Origin of the sequence: Corynebacterium sp. 122RC1, assembly GCF_024580955.1 — a bacterium.
GTDB lineage: Bacteria > Actinomycetota > Actinomycetes > Mycobacteriales > Mycobacteriaceae > Corynebacterium > Corynebacterium kozikiae.
This window is the reverse complement of sequence record NZ_JANIKD010000001.1, coordinates 147,817-166,519: the sequence shown is the minus strand read 5'-3', so window position 1 is coordinate 166,519 and position 18,703 is coordinate 147,817. Positions and strand designations below refer to the sequence as shown.

Sequence of the window (18,703 nt, the reverse complement as noted above, 5' to 3'; positions counted from 1 at the left end):
AACTTTAAGGAGGATGTCATGGGAACAACACTCATTCATGGTGGCACCGTTGTCAGCGCCACTGGAAAAGGCTTGGCTGATGTATTGGTTGAAGATGAAAAAATTGTTGCCGTGCTCGCGCCGGGTGCAAAAACCTTTGGTGAGGCTCTTCAGGAAAATGTAGACAAGCGAATTGATGCAACAGGGAAATATGTCATCCCCGGTGGTATTGATGCGCATACTCATATGCAAATGCCATTCGGTGGCACCGAAGCCTCCGATACGTTTGAAACCGGAACGCGGGCCGCAGCGTGGGGTGGAACCACAACAATCGTGGACTTTGCGGTGCAAAAGCACGGCGAAAGGGTGATGGATGGCCTCGCAGCGTGGCATGACAAGGCTCGCGGCGAATGCGCCATCGACTACGGGTTCCATCAGATCATCGGTGAAGTCAATCAAGACTCCCTGGAAGCCATGGGGGGCCTCATGGATGAAGGTGTTTCCAGCTTCAAACTCTTCATGGCATATCCAGGGGTTTTCTATTCCGACGACGCGCAGATTTACAAGGCGATGCGCAAGGCCGCGGACACTGGATTGCTTTCCATGATGCACTGTGAAAATGGGCCGGCAATCGACGCGATGGTAGAGGAACTCCTCGCGCAAGGCAAGACCGACCCTTACTACCACGGAGTAGCGCGAGCATGGCAAATGGAAGAGGAAGCTACCCACAGGGCAATTATGCTGGCAAACCTCACCAATGCCCCTCTCTATGTGGTCCACGTATCCGCAAAGCAAGCGGTTACCCAATTGGCGGCTGCGAGGGACAACGGTCAAAACGTGTTCGGTGAAACCTGCCCTCAGTACCTTTACCTCTCCCTGGAGGACCAGCTCGGTGCACCAGGCTTTGAAGGCGCCAAGTGGGTATGTTCCACGCCGCTTCGATCCAAGCACGAACACCACCAAGAACACATGTGGCAGGCCCTGCGCACCAATGACATCCAGATGGTTGCCACGGATCACTGTCCATTCTGCTTCAAGGGTCAAAAGGAAATGGGCATTGGTGACTTCTCCAAAATCCCCAACGGCATTGGCTCGGTGGAGCACCGCATGGACCTCATGTACCAGGGCGTCGTCAATGGAGAAATCACCCTTGAGCGCTGGGTGGAAATCACGTCGACCACTCCAGCCCGAATGTTCGGAATGTACGGCCAAAAGGGTGTGATCGCCCCTGGCGCGGATGCCGACATCGTGGTGTACGACCCCAACGGACACACCTCCATCGGATTGAACAAGACCCACCACATGAATATGGATCACTCCGCGTGGGAAGGCTATGAGATCGATGGGCATGTAGACACCGTGATGTCTCGAGGCCGAGTTGTGATTGACAACAACGAATACCTGGGCACCAAGGGGCATGGAAAGTTCATCAAACGTGACGCGTGCCAATACCTGACCTAACACCAGCGCCTTGAGGGGCGCTCAGTTTTCTCACCCATAGAGGAGCCAACATGACTTCAAATGTTGCACACCTTCCCTTCCCAGCCCTAAGGGATGCGCAAATTCATCCGCCGATGAGTGAATCGGACGCGCAATTTGAAGCAAATCGGTGCCTATACTGCGCCGATGCCCCCTGCATGCAGGCTTGCCCTACCCACATCGACATTCCGGAATTTATCAAAAAGATTGGATCCGGAAACCTCACTGGTGCGGCAAAGACTATCCTCAAATCAAATTTCCTCGGCGGAACCTGCGCAAGGGTTTGTCCAGTTGAGGAGCTGTGTGAAGGTGCATGCGTACTGAATAAGACCGAGCGACCCATTTCCATCGGAAGGTTGCAGCGGCACGCAACCGATCACCTGGCGAGCAAGGGTGTGCAGCCGTTCGAGCCTGGAGAACCAACCCAGAAGAAGGTGCTCGTTGTGGGATCTGGCCCCGCCGGACTATCCGCTGCGGCACACCTCGCGCAGCTTGGGCATGAAGTAGAGATCTGGGAGCGCAAAGAACTCGCGGGTGGCCTTTCCACCTACGGCATCATTACCTTGCGCGAACCAATCGAAGTTGCCCAGCACGAAGTAGAAATGGTGAAAGCACTTGGCGTCAAGGTGCGCACCAACACGGAGCTTCGCGACGCGAGCCACCTCAATGAACTCGCTGAGCAATACGACGCGGTATTTATTGCTACAGGCCTAGGCAGTGTGCCACAACTAGAAATACCCGGTGGAGAGAAGATCGTGGATGGTCTTGAGTTCATCTCGGAGTTCAAGACCAACCCGGAATGTGCACTCGAACCTCATCGGGTTGCGATTATCGGCGCCGGTAACACCGCAATTGACGCAGCAACCACTGCGCGCCAAATGGGCGCTCAAGCTACCGTGGTGTACCGACGTACACCAGCGGAAATGACCGCGTTCGACGCGGAATACGAATTTGCCACCAGTTTCGGGATCGAATTCCAATTCCTCGCCAACCCGGCTGAAGTGGTTACCGACGAGGAAGGCAATGTCACCGGCTTGCGCTGTACCCGAATGAAAACCGTGGGGGCCGGTGCTGACGGGCGTGCAGGTGTGCAACCCTCCGGTGAAGAAGACGTCATCATCCCTTGCGACCTCGTTCTATCCGCAATCGGACAGGAGAAATACGACGACGTAACCGGTTTTGGCCTTGATCTGGAGCGAGGTTATTTTGCCACTTCGGACTTCGCTTCATCTGGGCCGCTCTCCAATGTGTTCGCAGGCGGTGACGCAATCCGCACCCACGGAGACGCATCAACGGTTATGGCAGTTCAGGACGGCAAACTTGCTGCGGAACAAATCCACCAGTATCTCGAAGGGAAGTAGCAATCATGGCTGATCTCACCACCAATTTTGCCGGCATATCGAGCCCAAACCCATTCTGGCTCGCTTCTGCGCCACCGACCAACTCTGGATACCAAGTGGACAAGGCGTTTGAAGCAGGTTGGGGCGGAGTTGTTTGGAAAACCATCGGTCCGCCGGTGCTGAACATTTCCAACCGTTACGGCTCGTTTACCAAAGAAGGCAAGCGCATGCTCGCGATCAATAATGTTGAGGTGATTTCGGACCGTCCACTGGAAACCAATCTACGAGAAATCGAGCAGATCAAAAATAAATGGCCCGACAGGGCGATGATCGTCTCCATCATGGTTGACGCGAAGCCAGAAACCTGGGATTACTACGTCAAGGCTGCAGAAAACGCAGGTGCGGATGGTATCGAACTTAACTTCGGTTGCCCGCAGGGCATGTCTGAACGAGGTCTCGGGTCGGCGGTTGGTCAAAATCCTGCGCTGTGTGAACTGAACACGCAGCTGGCCACCGCGGCGGCGTCGGTACCGGTGATCGTCAAGCTCACACCAAACATCACCGATATCACCACCTCAGCACGCGCAGGTCTCGCGGGAGGGGCGAATGCGCTGAGCTTGATTAATACGATCAACTCGGTATCCAAAGTGGATCTGGATTCCTTTATTGTCTCGCCGACCATTGGCGGGAAGTCCACGCACGGGGGCATGGCTGGTCCTGCGGTGAAACCCATCGCGCTCCACATGCTCGCGGAAGTGATGCACGACGAGGAGGTGATCGCTTCTGGAGTTCCTGTTTCAGGAATGGGAGGCATTGCCACCTGGAAAGATGCCGCAGAGTTTCTGCTTCTCGGAGCAACCAGCCTCCAAGTCTGTACCGCGGCGATGACGCACGGCTTCAGAATCATTGAAGACCTCTGTGAGGGCCTTTCCAACTGGATGGATGACAAAGGATTTGCCTCATTGGAGGACTTCCGTGGGCGAGCACTTGCTACCCATTCCAAGTTCAATGATCTCAACCTTGCACACAAGTCCGTGGCGCGGATTGACCTGGAAAAGTGCATTGGCTGCAACCTTTGCGTGACGGCTTGTCACGATACGGCGCACCAGTGCATTGACCTGCTGAATCAAGAAGGTCAAGTGGTTGCCCCTGGGATCAACCCGGCAATCAATGGTAAGGCAACGCTTGAGCTTCGCCCCGTGCCGAAGGTCCGCGAAAGCGACTGCGTGGGATGCGCGCTGTGCGCGAACGTTTGCCCAGTTTCCGGATGCATTGAAATGGTGACGGTGGATTCCGGTAGGGAGTCAGTGACGTGGAATGAACTCACGGCTGCTCAACCGGAAGTGGCAAATGATTGGGACGTGATGCTGGACTATCGAAAGTCGGTGGGCATCGATATTCACTAACCAATTTCACTAATCGAATCCTCCCGTATTCGCAGGGGTATTTTCCTGGGATTTTGCTGGGGTTGGCCCTGGCCCAGCTTAGGCGGGGCCAACTCGGTCCGAATACTCATAAGATCTGTACATTTTCTTCTTCCATGTATTCCGGCGGTTTTGTGGATCCGCGCTTTTCAACAGCGAAAAGAGCCGGGTTTCGCTTTATTGCATTTCATTGCGCACAGCAGAAGGAGATCCCAAAATGGATACTCATAATTCAGCTTCTCCAGTAATTGCCAAAGGGCTTATTAACCCTGATCTTCGCCCAATTTCACCGGGCAGCCGTACTTGGGGCTCACGAACATATCTGGCACTTTGGGTTGGTATGGCGATTAACGCTGCCACTTGGACACTGGCAGCATCGTTGATTGCAATGGGTATGAACTGGCTCCAAGCCATTTTCACCATCGTGCTCGCCAATCTCATTATCTTGGTGCCGATGTTGTTCAATAGCCACGCTGGCGCAAAACACGGCATCACCTTCCCCGTGTTCATTCGTTCCAGTTTTGGGATTAGGGGCTCAAACATCCCAGCATTACTTCGAGCACTCGTGGGATGTGGGTGGGCAGGAATTCAGACGTGGCTTACTGCGCTGGCCCTCGACCTTGGGATTGGGGCGCTGGTGGGATCGGCTTGGACGGAAGCGCCAAAACTCTCCCTAGGTTTCGTAGGTGAACAGAGGATCACTCTTTGGGCGTGCTTCTTATTTTGCGCTGTAGCCCAAGTTTGGGTGATCGCAAAGGGATTTGGAGCGGTGAAACGGCTCCAGCAATTTGCAGCACCACTCATTTCCGTGGCGCTGATCGTCTTGCTGGTGTACCTCCTGGTTCGCTCGGGAGGCAACCTGGGACCAGTGGTGAACCAACCAAGCCAAGTTGGCTGGGGCAAAGAGTTCTGGCTGGGAGTGTTCCCACCAGGGTTGATGGCGAACATTGCGTTCTGGGCCACACTTTCGCTAAACATGCCAGACTTCACGCGGTTTGCCAAAGACCAAAAGTCGCAAATGCGTGGCCAAATGGTCGGTCTGCCGCTTTCCATGTTCGCGTTCTCGCTGGTAGCAATTCTTATTACCTCCACTGCCGCAGCGGTGTACCAAGTTTCCCCAAATGACCTGTGGAGTCCCGACGCGCTCGTTCGGGCACTCGGCAACCCAGCGATTGTGGTGCTCGGTTCTCTCATCATCGTGCTGGCAAACTTCTCCACCAATGTGGCGGCGAACATGGTCGGCCCGGCACTCGACTTCACCAACGCTTTCCCAAGGGCGATCGATTTCCGCATCGGGGTGGTGATCGTAATGACGATCGGCACAGTCCTCTTGCCTTGGCGCCTATTGGAAAGCCCCGAGTCATACGTGTTCGTATGGCTGGGCTTCTACGGCGGAGTGACCGGGGCGATCGGTGGGGTGATGGTTGCGGACTATTGGGTACTCAAAAATACTCAGCTCAACGTGCCGCAACTATTCATGCAGGAAGGGCGTTATTGGTACAACAGTGGGTTCAACCTCAGGGCCTTAGCAGCGTTCGGAATTGGTGCGTTCTTTGCAGTGGGCGGTGCGTATTCACCGGTGGTAGGAGGGGTGAAAACTGGACCATTTCCGGAGCACGGGTTTATCCCGATCCTGCAAAATCTCTATGACTACAACTGGCTTGCCAGCTTCTTCATTGGCTTCGTTGTGTACCTGTTGCTGAGCTTTCCGTTGATCAGAAAGAGAAATGAAGAGGAAACCATCAACTTCCCCCGAACCGTACCCGAAACCAAAGGTGCCCTCCACTAATGGAGCAATAAATAGAGCATTGGTGCGGCATGTCCCGCCTTGGGAGTAGCCTAACGTTCATGCCAAAAGTGTCTGCTTCCCCACCTGCTTCCGCACCAGCTCACGAACCAGAACCAGTGTCACAACCTACCGAGTACCCGCATGCTTCGCGCGCGCGGGTTCCCGGTGTGGTTGGGGCGTTTGCGCTCGTCGTGATGCATTGTGTGCTGGGCAATGCCTTGCTGGGGGCGGCGTGGGGTGCGCTGCGCCCAAGTTACACGGCGTGGGGGACTGAGGGCGACGGCCTGGCGTTCGGCACCGAGGTGAACGTGGAGTTTTCCGCCTTTGCCGCTTTTTTGGGTTTGACCACTATCGTGGCGATGCTTAGCGTGTGGGCGGCGGTGCGGGCGCGAGCGCAGGCTCAGCACCAGGAAGATCCTTTTTCGCTGCCTATGCTGCTGTGGGTCGGGCTGTGGAACATTCTTGGTGCGCAGGTGTTTCTCCTGCTTGGCAGGCAGGTGGTGCAGACGTTTCGGAGTCACGCGGCCGAGGCGCCGCAGGTGGGGGAGATGATCACCATTGTTCCGTGGGTGTCCGTGGGCATCGCCGGTGCGCTGTGGAGCGGGTTCGCGGCGGTGGCACTGTACTGGTCAGCGATGGTGGTGTGGCTGCCAAACACCCGCGCGGATTCTGCTTTGCCGGCACGGCACATCTAGAATTTGCCTGTAGTTTTAAGTCAGTTAGAGCTCAACCTCACGTCTTTTCAAACAGCAAAAAGGAAACCTCATGCTCACCCTCATTGACCTGAGAGGTCGAACCACCACCACGAGTGAATTGCGCCGAGCACTGCCGCGCGGTGGCACAGACGTTGCTTCCGTGGCGCACATCGTCACCCCCGTGGTGGAGGCGGTGCGCGAACGCGGCGCGGAGGCTGCCCTGGAATACGGCGAGCAGTTTGACAAGGTCCGCCCTGAGAGCGTGCGGGTCCCGCAGAGCATTATCGACGAAGCCCTGGCCAACCTAGATCCTAAGGTTGTAGGGGCGCTTGAGGAGTCCATCAGCAGGGTTCGCAAGGTGCATGCGGATCAGGTGCCAGCGGAGCACACCACGCAGCTCGCGCCGGGTGGCGCGGTAACCGAGGTGTTCCTGCCTGTGGAGCGTGTGGGCTTGTATGTGCCGGGCGGGAACGCGGTGTACCCATCCAGCGTGATTATGAACGTGGTGCCAGCGCAGGAAGCTGGTGTGGGCACCCTGGTGGTGGCTTCTCCGCCGCAGGCAGACCACGGCGGATGGCCACACCCCACTATTTTGGCTGCGGCGAAACTGTTGGGCGTGGATGAGGTGTGGGCAACCGGCGGCGCGCAGGCCGTGGCGCTGTTGGCCTACGGCGATGACGCCCACGGGCTCGAGCCGGTAGACATGATTACCGGCCCCGGCAACATCTTTGTTACCGCCGCGAAGCGCCAGGTCCGCGGTGTGGTTGGCATTGATTCTGAGGCTGGCCCCACCGAGATCGCGATCATCGCGGACGCCACTGCCAATCCAGTGTGGGTGGCATATGACCTCATTAGCCAGGCAGAACACGATGTGCTTGCAGCCAGCGTGCTCATCACGGACTCCGAGGCCTTCGCGCAGGCCGTGAATAAGGAGATCGAGGCGCGCTTTGGTGTGACCCGCAACGCCTCCCGCGTTGAGGAAGCGCTGCGCGGCAAGCAGTCGGGCATCGTGCTGGTGGACACCCTCGACGAAGCCATCCGGGTGGCCGATGCCTACGGAGCGGAGCATTTGGAGATCCACACCGAGCACGCCCCGGAGGTTGCACGTCGGGTGCGCAACGCGGGCGCGATCTTCGTGGGCGGCTTTTCCCCGGTGCCACTGGGCGACTACTCGGCGGGATCCAACCACGTGCTGCCAACTTCTGGCACCGCCCGGTTCAGCGCCGGGTTGTCCACGCACACCTTCCTGCGTCCGGTGAACCTCATCGAGTACGACGAAGCCGCGTTGAAAGAAATCTCCGAAACCGTGATCACCCTGGCGGATGCAGAAGACCTGCCTGCCCACGGTGAGGCGATTCGCTGCCGCTTTGAACAACTGCAATAACTTCCATCCACAACAAGGAAACCATGAGCAACCTAGATAGCCTCACGCTCAACGACCTCCCTCTGCGCGAGGAACTCCAAGGCAAATCCGCCTACGGTGCCCCGCAGTTGGAAGTTGCCGTGCGGCTCAACACCAACGAAAACCCCTACCCGCCCTCGGACGCACTCATTGAAGAGCTGGCACACGAAATCGCGGTGCAGGCGCGCGAACTGAACCGATACCCGGAGCGTGACTCGGTGGAGCTGCGCGCAGCCCTGGCGGCGTACATTACCCAGCGCACGGGTGTGATGGTCACTGAAGCCAATGTGTGGGCGGCGAACGGTTCCAACGAGGTCCTGCAACAGCTCCTCCAAGCATTCGGTGGCCCCGGCCGCAAGGCCCTAGGTTTCCAGCCGAGCTACTCCATGCACCCCATCCTGTCCACGGGCACGCAAACGGAGTTTGTGTCTGTTCCACGCGACCCAGCGCGCGGCTTTGCCATTGACATGCCCAGTGCATTAGCGGCAATTGAAGAGCACCAGCCCTCGGTGATCTTTGTGACCACCCCGAACAACCCCACCGGCGGGATTAGCACCCTGGATGAGATCCGCACCATCCTTGATGCAGCGCCCGGCGTGGTGATCGTGGATGAGGCCTACGCGGAGTTCTCCGAGGCGCCAAGTGCGGTGACCCTGTTGGAGGAATACCCTGCGAAACTCGTGGTGTCTCGCACCATGAGCAAGGCCTTCGACTTCGCAGGTGGGCGTTTGGGCTACTTCATCGCGGCACCGGCGTTCGTGGAGGCCGTGCTGCTGGTGCGCCTGCCGTACCACCTGTCCGTCCTTTCCCAGACCGCCGCGATCGTCGCGCTGCGCCACAGCGCAGACACCTTGGCCACCGTAGACATGCTCATCTCCGAACGTAAGCGCGTGCAGGCAGCACTTCAGGGCATGGGCTTTGAAGTGGTGGATTCTGAGTCCAACTTCCTGTTCTTCGCAGTGGGTGAGCAGGTGGATCAGCACCAGGTGTGGCAGGCGTTTTTGGATCAGGGCGTGTTGATCCGAGACGTCGGTGTACCGGGCTACCTCCGCGTCACAATTGGCACCGCCGCGGAAAACGATGCCTTCCTGCACGCAGCGGAACACGTTGTGCAGCAATTCAAGCACTAACCAGGAGTACATCTTGTCTCGAATCGGAACGATCACCCGCACCACCAGCGAGTCAGACATCACCGTCACCATTGACCTGGACGGCACCGGAACGGTGGATATTGACACCGGCGTGCCATTTTTCGACCACATGCTCACCGCCTTCGGCGTCCACGGTGCCTTTGACCTCACCGTGCACGCAAAGGGGGACACGCATATCGACGCGCACCACACCGTAGAGGACACGGCGATCGTGCTCGGCCAGGCGATTGCGCAGGCGGTGGGGGATAAGCGCGGCATTAAGCGCTTCGGCTCCTTCCTGCTGCCCATGGACGAAACGCTGGTGGAGGCCGTGGTGGATTTCTCTGGCCGCCCCTACTTTGTGATGAACGGCGAGCCTGAGCACATCGTGCATTCCATCATCGGCGGGCACTACGCAACGGTGATCAACGAGCACTTCTTTGAAACCCTGGCGCTCAACTCACGCACCACGTTGCATGTGAACTGCCGCTACGGGCGCGACCCCCACCACATCACCGAGGCAGAGTTCAAGGCGGTTGCCCGCGCGATCCGCGAGGCCGTCTCTGCAGACGACCGCCTCACCGGCATCCCCTCCACCAAGGGCGCCCTCTAGCGCCAAAGAAGATCAGGAAGATTATGGTTTCTGAAGATAACTCCTGGCTTGTCTACCTGTTGTTCATGGCCGCCGGCCTCTTGGTGGGTGCCACTTGGGCGAGCTACCAGTCCGAGTCCGGCAGCAAGGTGCTCACCATTGCCCTTGGTGCCTGCGCAGCGGTGGCCCTCATTGGTGGATTGTTCTGGGCCTTCGGAGCCATGAACCTTTAAATGGCCAACCAATCACTTGCAGCAGTGCTGCGGATCCCCGGGTTTCGCCCCACCATGGTGGCGGTGCCCGCGGCATTCGCGGCGCTGTCCGTACTTTTTCCCACCGTGCCGCTCGCGGTGATCCAGTCCAGCGGATCCCAGGCCTTGGGCGGGGCTACAACGGGCGTGTTCATGGCGGCAACGGTTGCCACCCAACTGCTCACCAACAAGCTGATCCAGCGGTTCGGCTACCGGGCCGTGATGGTGGCATCCGCGCTGCTGCTTGGCCTTCCTGCGTTGTGGTATTTGGTGGCCATGGACCCCATTAGTGTGCTGGTAGTGGCGGCCCTGCGTGGTGCGGGCTTTGGCGCGCTTTGCGTTGCCCAATACGCCTTGCTGGGCCAGATCGTTGCCCCAAGCATGCTGGGGAAAGCAACAGGAATCCTTGGTGCTGCTGTGGGGATCAGCCAAATGATCTTCCTGCCGCTTGGGCTCGCTATCGCCGAGCGCACCAACAGCTACGCGGGGGTGTTTCTCACCGGTGCAGCGGTGGCGCTGCTCGCCGGGGTGCTCGCGCTGTGGATGCCCAATGTGCCGGCGCCTGAACCACCCGAAACACCTACCGGCCAGATCACGCAAGACTCCACCCTGCGCGTGATGATCGCCCCGGCTCTCGCGCTTTCCAGTCTTTCCATGGGCTTCGGTGCGATTTCCTCCTTCTTGCCCGCGGCACTCGCAGCAAGTGGTGCGGCGGGGGCGGCGTCGGAAATTGCGGCGTCGAGTGGCGTGATTTTTGCGGTCATCGGCGGCGCGCAGATCCTTTCGCGCTTTGCTGCGGGGGCGCTGGCGGACAGGCTTGGGAGGCCGGGGACCACCATGCTGCCGGCGCTGCTGATTGCGGCGAGTGGGCTGGCGGTGATCGTCGGCGTGCTTGGGTGGGCCTGGGATCCTCGGTGCCTGCTGCTGGCGGCGGCGCTGTTTGGGGCAGGGTTTGGGCTGGTGCAGACCGAGTCCATGCTGGAGATGTTCCTGCGGGTGCCCCGGCATCGCACCGGGGAGGCCTCAACGGTGTGGAACATCGCTTTTGACGCAGGTACGGGCACCGGCTCCTTCCTGCTGGGATTCGTGGCGGCGCAGCAGGGGTACACCGTGGCGTTTGCGGTTGCGGCGTGCCTGGCCTTGGTGGGGGTTGCTGCCGTGTGTGCGAATCAGTGCACTAATATGGGCAAGCATGAAAACTGTCGCACTGCTTGATTACGGCTCCGGCAACCTGCGCTCCGCACACCGCGCCCTGGAACGGGTGGGGGCGGACGTCACCGTCACGAGTGATCCGGAGATCGTACTCGGTGCCGACGGCCTCCTCGTCCCCGGCGTAGGCGCGTTCGCTGCATGCATGGAGGGGTTGCGGAAGGTTAAAGGGGATCGCATGATTGGCCAAAGGCTCGCCGGATCGCGGCCCGTGCTGGGGATCTGCGTGGGCATGCAGATCATGTTCGAGCGCGGCACCGAGCACGGCATCACCGCCGACGGCTGTGGTCAGTGGCCCGGCACGGTGGAAAAGTTGCACGCAAAGGTGCTACCGCACATGGGGTGGAACACCGTGCAAGCAGGCGCGGGCAGCCAAATGTTTGCTGGCATTGACCCAGAGGCGCGGGTGTACTTTGTGCACTCCTACGGCGTGCGTACCTGGGAGTTCGAGCCAGACGGGCTCACCACCCCGCCGCTGGTCACCTGGGCACAGCACGAGGACGAGCGTTTCGTGGCCGCCGTGGAAAATGGCCCGCTGTGGGCAACGCAGTTCCACCCGGAAAAGTCCGGGGACGTGGGCGCACACCTTCTGGAAAACTGGCTGGCCACTCTGTAAAGCGCTGGAAGCCGCTAAAAGTAGGGTGCGGCGGCTCGGGGGTTCGCGCTATGCTTTTGTGCCATGACGTTTACACTCCTGCCCGCAGTGGATGTGGTGGATGGGCAAGCCGTTCGCCTTGACCAAGGTGCCGCTGGCACCGAAAAGTCCTATGGTTCGCCGCTGGAAAGCGCACTGAAGTGGCAGGAGCAGGGGGCAACCTGGCTGCACTTTGTGGACCTGGATGCCGCCTTCAATCGCGGGTCCAACCACGAGCTCATGGCGGAAATCACCGGAAAGCTGGACATCTTTGTGGAGCTCACCGGCGGTATCCGCGACGATGCCTCCCTGGAGCGCGCCCTGGCCACCGGTGCGAAGCGGGTAAACATCGGCACGGCGGCATTGGAGAAACCAGAGTGGATTGCCAAGGTGCTGGACCGCTACGGGGACAAGGTTGCGGTGGACATCGCCGTGCGCAACATCGATGGTGAGTGGCGCACCCGCGGCAATGGCTGGGTCTCGGACGGCGGTGACCTCTGGGAAGTGCTCGAGCGCCTCGATGCGCAGGGCTGCCAGCGCTTTGTGGTGACGGACGTTTCCAAAGACGGCACCCTGAGCGGCCCTAACGTGGACCTCCTGCGGGACGTCGCTGCAGCCACCGACGCCAAGATCGTGGCCTCCGGGGGTATTTCCGCCTTGGAAGATGTGTTGGAACTGGCCAAGTATGAAGAAGAGGGCATTGACTCCGCCATCATCGGCAAAGCCCTCTACGAGGGAAGGTTCACCCTGCGCGAGGCTCTGGATGCTCTATGAGTGATGCGCGCGAGCTCTACCACATAGCCGAGGCAGTCACCGATGACGCCGAACGGCTTTTTATGGCGAGCATCGGCGCAGCCCCCAAGCACTTCAAAGCGGGTGCGGACTTTGCCACCCAGGCCGATCATGAGATCGAGGCCTACCTTCGCACCACCTTGACCACGCTCACCGGCATCCCGGTGTTCGGGGAGGAGTTCGGCGGGGACTCCGGCTCCCCGATGTGGGTGGTGGACCCCATCGACGGCACCGCAAACTACGCCGCCGGCAACCCCATGTCGGCGATCCTCATTTCACTCTTGGTGGACAGCACCCCAGTCCTGGGCATCACTTCAGTGCCCATGGCGCGGCAACGCTTCGGCGCATTTGATGGCTCGCCGCTGTTTTTCAACGGCCAGGCACAGCCCCCACTTGAGGACCGTCCGATCATCGCGGCACACGTGGGGTTTAGCTCGATCTCCTCGCCGCGGGAATCGCGTTTTTCCTCCCAGTTGCGCCAAGGATGGCTGGCGGAAATCTCCAAAACCTACCTCCGGCCGCGGATCACCGGGTCCGTAGGAGTGGATTTAGCCTATACCGCGGCGGGAATTTTTGACGGTGCGGTATCCTTAAGCCCGTTTGTGTGGGACAACGCGGCGGGCGTGGTGCTGGTGCGCGCCGCCGGCGGAGTGGTCACTGACCTCGCGGGAAACCCCTGGGTGCCCGGCGCGGAAGGGGTGGTGGTGGGCTCCCCGCGGGCGCATGAGGCCCTGATGAGTACCATGGAGAAGTTCCGTTTCCCGCACCCCGAGTGAGCAATTGAACTGGAAGGAGTCCTTGAAATGGGCGTAGCAGTGCGCGTGATTCCATGTTTGGACGTTGATAACGGCCGCGTGGTCAAAGGCGTGAACTTTGAGGGACTCAAAGACGCAGGCGATCCTGTGGAGTTGGCGCGCAAGTACGACGCCGAAGGCGCCGACGAGCTCACGTTTCTCGACGTCTCCGCCTCCAAAGCGGGCCGTGGCACCATGCTTGAGGTGGTTAAACGAACCGCGGAGCAGGTGTTCATTCCGCTCACAGTAGGCGGCGGCGTGCGCAGCGAGGAGGACGTGGACCAACTCCTTCGTGCTGGTGCGGACAAGGTCAGCGTCAATACCTCTGCAATCGCCCGCCCAGAGCTGCTCAGGGAGCTCTCCCACCGCTTTGGTGCGCAGTGCATCGTGCTTAGCGTGGATGCGCGCCGGGTGCCCGAAGGCGGCAAGCCTCAACCAAGTGGGTTTGAGGTAACCACTCACGGGGGTTCGCGGAGTGCGGAACTTGATGCCGTGGAGTGGGCGCTACGAGGCGAGGAACTGGGAGTGGGGGAGATCCTGCTCAACTCAATGGATGGCGACGGCACCAAGGAAGGCTTTGACCTCGAACTGTTGGAAAAAGTGCGCGCTGCGGTGTCCATCCCCGTGATTGCCTCCGGCGGCGCCGGGGCGGCGGAGCACTTTCCACCAGCGGTGGCCGCGGGTGCCGACGCAGTGCTCGCGGCGTCCATCTTCCACTTCGGCGAAGTGGGCATCGGGGAAGTCAAGCAGGCGATTGCTCAGGCGGGTTTTGAGGTGCGGCTATGAGTTCTGCTGATCCGGGCGCATATCAGCTTGACCCCGCCATTGAGGCACGCGTGCGATTCAATGCACAGGGCCTGGTTCCGGCGGTGGTGCAGGCCGCGGACACCCAGGAAGTGCTCATGATGGCGTGGATGGATTCCCACGCACTGGCCTACACGCTGGCCACCCGCCAGGGGACGTACTACTCCCGCTCCAGGCAGGAATACTGGATCAAAGGCCAGACTTCCGGCGCTACCCAGCGCGTGACGGAGGTGCGCCTGGACTGTGACGGTGACACCGTGCTGCTCAAAGTGGAGCAGACGGGTGGCGCTTGCCATACCGGGGACCGCACCTGTTTTGACGCAGACCAACTCCTTTCCAGCGCCAACTAGGAGGGCAAGTACCGTGGCAGACGTGGCACATAAACAGGGTTCCCTGGTGAAACCCGCAGCGGCTTTCATCGCGGTTGGGGCGGCGATGGCGTGGCTTTCCTCCAGAATGACCTGGCTGGAAGTCCAGGCATTTGATGACAAAGCCGGCGAGCAACTGGTCCCGATCGTGGGTGGGACCTGGTCCACCGAGCTTTCCGCAGTTGCTCTCATCCTGCTGGCGGGCTGCATTGCCGGCCTGGCGTTGCGTGTGTGGGGCCGTAGGATCGTCGGGGTGGTCGTAGCGCTGGCTGCCGCTGGTGGCGCGATCTCCGCGGTGCAGGTCCTCGCGGGCAACCCCAGTTTTGACCGCGCCCACCAGATCCTCACCTCTGGCTCCGCCACCGGCCACCTGCGCGATGGTGCTGCCCTGAACTCTTGGGCGGAGATCACCCACATCACCGTGCAACCGCTCGCCGCGGTGCTTGCATTGCTGGGCTGCGGCCTTGCGCTCGTCGGCGGTGTGCTCTTGGCGCTGCGCCCCGGCCACAACCGCCCGGCAGACACCCAGTATGAGCGAGCGGCGGCGCGCAAGGAACGGGCCAAGGAGAATTTGGCGGAGGATCCCGACTCTGAGCGGATCATGTGGGACGCCATCGACGCTGACCTTGATCCCACTGCTGATCCAGGCACCGACGCCAGGGGCTAAATACACCCCCGCGATTTTTCCCACCCGGCTTCTTGGAAGTAATCTTGGGCACATCACACCACCGGCTGGAAGGGGGCGAGGAATGCCCAGTGTCAGGCCCAGCGTCTCTGAGCAGATCGTGGCCCGAGTCCTCCAAGAGGTAGCAAAGCGCGAGGCCAAGGTGCCTTTTCAGGAGATCAAGGCGCGCTCGCGGGCGTGCCCCGAGCCCAGGGACGCCCTTGCAGCTCTCCTGCAGCCCGGATGTACCGTGATCGCGGAGATTAAGCGCACTGCCCCGGGCAGGGAAGTGATTGCGGATATTGCTGCCCCGGAGCGTCTGGCCCGCGAGCTCGAGGCGGGTGGGGCGAAGGTGATTGCATGCCATACGTCGAAACGCGGCTTCCACGGCTCCCTAGAGGAAATGCTGAGGGTACGCAGCGCGGTGGAAGTGCCCATTTTGTGCCGTGACTTCATTGTGGACCCCTATCAGGTGCATGAAGCGCGCTGCTACGGGGCTGATATGATCCCGCTGCGCGCCGCGGTGCTGGAACAACCCCGCCTTGAAGCGCTCATTGACCGCGTGGAATCCCTGGGCATGGCGGCATTAGTAGAGGTGCGCACTCCGGAGGAAGCAAGCCGGGCCGTGGCCGCACACGCAAGTATCATCGGCGTGAATGCCCGAGACTTTGCCACGATGCAGCTCAACCGCAAGGCATTCCAGGAGATTGCGCCGGGGCTGCCCAGCCGGATCATCAGGGTGGCGCTCTCCGGCGTGCGTGACCCCTCTGAGTTACTCTCGTACGCAGCGAGCGGGGCGGACGCGGTGGTGATCGGTGAAACGATCGTCACCTCCTCCAACCCCAGGGAGGCAACTCAAGCGCTTGTTGCCGCCGGCCAACACCCAAGTTGCCCCTCGCGCTAACCACCAACCTGAAAGGAATTCGCACTGTGAATGTGCTGAATCTTGCCGCCATCCCATCCCCTCCACAAGGTGTGTGGATGCTTGGCCCCGTGCCGGTGCGTGCCTATGCACTGTGGATCATCCTCGGCATTGTGGCCGCAATCTGGATTGGCAAGAAGCGCTACGAAGCCCGTGGCGGCAACGGGGAAGTGGTGTACGACGCCGCGATCGTGGCAGTGATCTCAGGCATCATCGGCGGGCGCCTCTACCACGTGATCACGGACTACCAGCTCTATTTCGGGCCCGGCCAGAACCCGATGGACGTTTTCAAAATCACCAACGGCGGCCTGGGCATTTGGGGTGCGGTGGCGCTGGGCACGCTTTGCGTGTGGCTTTACCTGCGCAAAAAGGGCATCCCCTTTGCACCCTTTGCCGACGCCCTCGCGCCAGGCATCATCCTGGCCCAAGGCATCGGGCGGCTGGGCAATTATTTCAACCAGGAGCTGTATGGCGCCACCACAGATGTGCCCTGGGCGCTGGAGATTTATTACCGCGTGAACGAGGCGGGTCAATATGCACCGCTGACCGGCGTGTCCAACGGGCAGGTGATGGACACCGTACACCCGATGTTCCTCTACGAACTGTTGTGGAACGTGTTGATTTTTGCGCTGCTGCTGTGGGCGGACCGCCGCTTCCAGCTCGGGCACGGCCGGGTGTTCGCACTCTACGTTGCGGGCTATACCTTTGGCCGCATGATTCTGGAGAACTTCCGGATCAGCGAGTCCATGATGATCTTCGGGCTACGCGTAAACACAGTTGTTGCTGCACTGAGCTGCCTGATTGCGCTGGCGATTTTTGCAAAATTGCCGAAAGGCCGGGACTGTGAGAAAAATCGCTAAACCTTAAAAATCTTTGAATATGCCCGCTCATGCCCGATTTTTCCCAGGGTTTGGGCGGGTTTTGTTGGCTTTGCGTTCCCAAAACACCGTGTTCACCTAGCAGTATGTAGCGCTCAAGGATAGGGTTTATGGCATGGAACGTCGTACCAAGATTGTTTGTACCCTAGGCCCAGCCGTTGCAAGCGAGGAAGGAATCCTCGGCCTTGTTGAGGCTGGCATGAACGTGGCCCGCATGAACATGTCTCACGGTGATCACGAAGATCACGTGAAGAACTACAACTGGGTTCGTGAGGCCACCAACAAGACCGGCAGGGCAGTGGGCATCCTCGCTGACCTCCAGGGCCCGAAGATCCGTTTGGGGCGCTTTGTCGACGGCGCAACCGTGTGGAACAACGGCGAAATCGTGCGCATCACCGTGGAAGACGTAGAAGGCACCCACGACCGCGTCTCCACCACCTACAAGAACCTGGCCAAGGACGCGAAGCCAGGCGACCGCCTCCTGGTGGACGACGGCAAGGTTGCCCTCGTCTGCTTGCGCGTGGAAGACAATGACGTGGTGTGCGAGGTCGTGGAAGGCGGCCCCGTGTCCAACAACAAGGGTGTTTCCCTGCCAGGCATGGACATCTCCGTGCCCGCACTTTCGGAAAAGGACATCCGCGACCTGCGCTTCGCCCTGAAGCTCGGCGTGGACATGATCGCTCTCTCCTTTGTCCGCTCCCCAGCAGACGTTGAGCTGGTCCACCAGATCATGGATGAGGAAGGCCGCCGCTGCCCGGTGATCGCAAAGCTGGAAAAGCCAGAGGCCGTGGATGCCCTGGAATCCATCGTGCTCGCCTTCGACGGCATCATGATTGCCCGTGGTGACCTCGGCGTGGAGTGCCCACTGGAGCAGGTGCCGCTGTTCCAGAAGCGAGCCATCCAGATCGCGCGCGAAAACGCGAAGCCAGTGATCGTGGCAACCCAGATGCTGGACTCCATGATTGAGAACCTGCGCCCAACCCGCGCAGAGGCATCCGACGTGGCAAACGCTGTGCTCGACGGCGCCGACGCCGTGATGCTCTCCGGTGAGACCTCCGTGGGCATCGACCCACAGAACGTGGTACGCACCATGAGCCGCATCGTCCAGTCCGCAGAAGTGGACGGCCGTGTGCCAGACTTGGCCCACATCCCACGCACCAAGCGCGGCATCATCTCCTACTCCGCTCGTGACATCGCAGAGCGCCTCAACGCGAAGGCTCTCGTTGCCTTCACTTCCTCCGGCGACACCGCAAAGCGCGTTGCCCGCCTGCACTCCCACCTGCCACTGCTGGTGTTCACCCCCAACCAAGAGGTGCGCTCCCAACTGGCACTCACCTGGGGTGCGGAGACCTTCCTCTGCCCACCAGTGGAGGATACCGACGCCATGCTCGCAGAGATCGACAAGGCCCTGCTCTCCATGGATCGCTACTCCAAGGATGACATGATCGTGCTGGTGGCCGGTACTCCTCCAGGAATCCCAGGCAACATCAACATGATCCACGTGCACCTGCTCGGTGAGGACACCCACGTCTAACCCAGCAAACACGCTCACAAAAA

The 18,703-nt window shown here is 60.1% G+C and carries 19 protein-coding genes; all 19 read left to right on the top strand.

Annotation, left to right across the window (positions count from 1 at the left end):
* Positions 1-18: 18 nt before the first annotated feature.
* Positions 19-1,440 carry a dihydropyrimidinase gene (hydA, locus tag NQ050_RS00750; protein WP_257037325.1) on the top strand — a complete coding sequence of 474 codons (1,422 nt, stop codon included), beginning with the start codon at positions 19-21 and terminating at the stop codon, positions 1,438-1,440.
* Positions 1,441-1,490: 50 nt separating this feature from the next.
* Entirely contained in the window at positions 1,491-2,819 is a 1,329-nt protein-coding gene (locus tag NQ050_RS00745; protein ID WP_257037324.1) for an NAD(P)-dependent oxidoreductase, read from the top strand.
* A gap of 5 nt (positions 2,820-2,824) precedes the next feature.
* On the top strand, positions 2,825-4,204 hold the full coding sequence (gene preA / locus NQ050_RS00740; protein ID WP_257037323.1) for an NAD-dependent dihydropyrimidine dehydrogenase subunit PreA: 1,380 nt from the start codon (positions 2,825-2,827) through the stop codon (positions 4,202-4,204).
* A gap of 235 nt (positions 4,205-4,439) precedes the next feature.
* Positions 4,440-6,011, top strand: coding sequence for an NCS1 family nucleobase:cation symporter-1 (locus NQ050_RS00735; RefSeq protein WP_257037322.1), 1,572 nt, complete (start codon positions 4,440-4,442; stop codon positions 6,009-6,011).
* A 59-nt stretch (positions 6,012-6,070) separates the two neighbouring features.
* Entirely contained in the window at positions 6,071-6,706 is a 636-nt protein-coding gene (locus tag NQ050_RS00730) for a hypothetical protein (RefSeq protein WP_257037321.1), read from the top strand.
* A gap of 70 nt (positions 6,707-6,776) precedes the next feature.
* Complete coding sequence (hisD, locus tag NQ050_RS00725) at positions 6,777-8,090, top strand: histidinol dehydrogenase (RefSeq protein ID WP_257037320.1); 1,314 nt, start codon at positions 6,777-6,779, stop codon at positions 8,088-8,090.
* A 23-nt stretch (positions 8,091-8,113) separates the two neighbouring features.
* Positions 8,114-9,238, top strand: coding sequence for a histidinol-phosphate transaminase (locus NQ050_RS00720; protein WP_257037319.1), 1,125 nt, complete (start codon positions 8,114-8,116; stop codon positions 9,236-9,238).
* Positions 9,189-9,851 carry an imidazoleglycerol-phosphate dehydratase HisB gene (gene hisB / locus NQ050_RS00715; RefSeq protein WP_373456399.1) on the top strand — a complete coding sequence of 221 codons (663 nt, stop codon included), beginning with the start codon at positions 9,189-9,191 and terminating at the stop codon, positions 9,849-9,851. The genes NQ050_RS00720 and hisB overlap by 50 nt, the downstream gene beginning before the upstream one ends.
* A gap of 23 nt (positions 9,852-9,874) precedes the next feature.
* On the top strand, positions 9,875-10,063 hold the full coding sequence (locus NQ050_RS00710; protein ID WP_257037318.1) for a hypothetical protein: 189 nt from the start codon (positions 9,875-9,877) through the stop codon (positions 10,061-10,063).
* Complete coding sequence (locus tag NQ050_RS00705; protein WP_257037317.1) at positions 10,064-11,296, top strand: MFS transporter; 1,233 nt, start codon at positions 10,064-10,066, stop codon at positions 11,294-11,296.
* Positions 11,274-11,906, top strand: coding sequence for an imidazole glycerol phosphate synthase subunit HisH (gene hisH / locus NQ050_RS00700; protein WP_257037316.1), 633 nt, complete (start codon positions 11,274-11,276; stop codon positions 11,904-11,906). The genes NQ050_RS00705 and hisH overlap by 23 nt, the downstream gene beginning before the upstream one ends.
* A gap of 63 nt (positions 11,907-11,969) precedes the next feature.
* The gene (gene priA, locus NQ050_RS00695) at positions 11,970-12,698 is read left to right on the top strand and encodes a bifunctional 1-(5-phosphoribosyl)-5-((5-phosphoribosylamino)methylideneamino)imidazole-4-carboxamide isomerase/phosphoribosylanthranilate isomerase PriA (protein WP_257037315.1); all 729 of its coding nucleotides are present in this window, start codon (positions 11,970-11,972) and stop codon (positions 12,696-12,698) included.
* Positions 12,695-13,492 carry an inositol monophosphatase family protein gene (locus tag NQ050_RS00690; protein WP_257037314.1) on the top strand — a complete coding sequence of 266 codons (798 nt, stop codon included), beginning with the start codon at positions 12,695-12,697 and terminating at the stop codon, positions 13,490-13,492. The genes priA and NQ050_RS00690 overlap by 4 nt, the downstream gene beginning before the upstream one ends.
* Positions 13,493-13,519: 27 nt before the next feature.
* Positions 13,520-14,296 carry an imidazole glycerol phosphate synthase subunit HisF gene (gene hisF / locus NQ050_RS00685; protein WP_257037313.1) on the top strand — a complete coding sequence of 259 codons (777 nt, stop codon included), beginning with the start codon at positions 13,520-13,522 and terminating at the stop codon, positions 14,294-14,296.
* Positions 14,293-14,664: a phosphoribosyl-AMP cyclohydrolase gene (hisI, locus tag NQ050_RS00680; RefSeq protein ID WP_257037312.1), complete on the top strand. Its 372-nt coding sequence runs from the start codon at positions 14,293-14,295 to the stop codon at positions 14,662-14,664. The genes hisF and hisI overlap by 4 nt, the downstream gene beginning before the upstream one ends.
* 46 nt (positions 14,665-14,710) lie before the next feature.
* Positions 14,711-15,349 carry a TIGR02234 family membrane protein gene (locus tag NQ050_RS00675; RefSeq protein WP_373456403.1) on the top strand — a complete coding sequence of 213 codons (639 nt, stop codon included), beginning with the start codon at positions 14,711-14,713 and terminating at the stop codon, positions 15,347-15,349.
* 82 nt (positions 15,350-15,431) lie between these two features.
* Entirely contained in the window at positions 15,432-16,250 is an 819-nt protein-coding gene (trpC, locus tag NQ050_RS00670; RefSeq protein ID WP_257037310.1) for an indole-3-glycerol phosphate synthase TrpC, read from the top strand.
* 77 nt (positions 16,251-16,327) lie between these two features.
* A complete protein-coding gene (gene lgt / locus NQ050_RS00665; protein WP_257037359.1) occupies positions 16,328-17,128 on the top strand; it encodes a prolipoprotein diacylglyceryl transferase in 801 nt (266 codons plus the stop codon).
* A 133-nt stretch (positions 17,129-17,261) separates the two neighbouring features.
* Positions 17,262-18,680, top strand: a complete 1,419-nt coding sequence (pyk, locus tag NQ050_RS00660) for a pyruvate kinase (protein ID WP_257037309.1) — start codon at positions 17,262-17,264, stop codon at positions 18,678-18,680.
* The last annotated feature ends 23 nt before the right edge of the window (positions 18,681-18,703 follow it).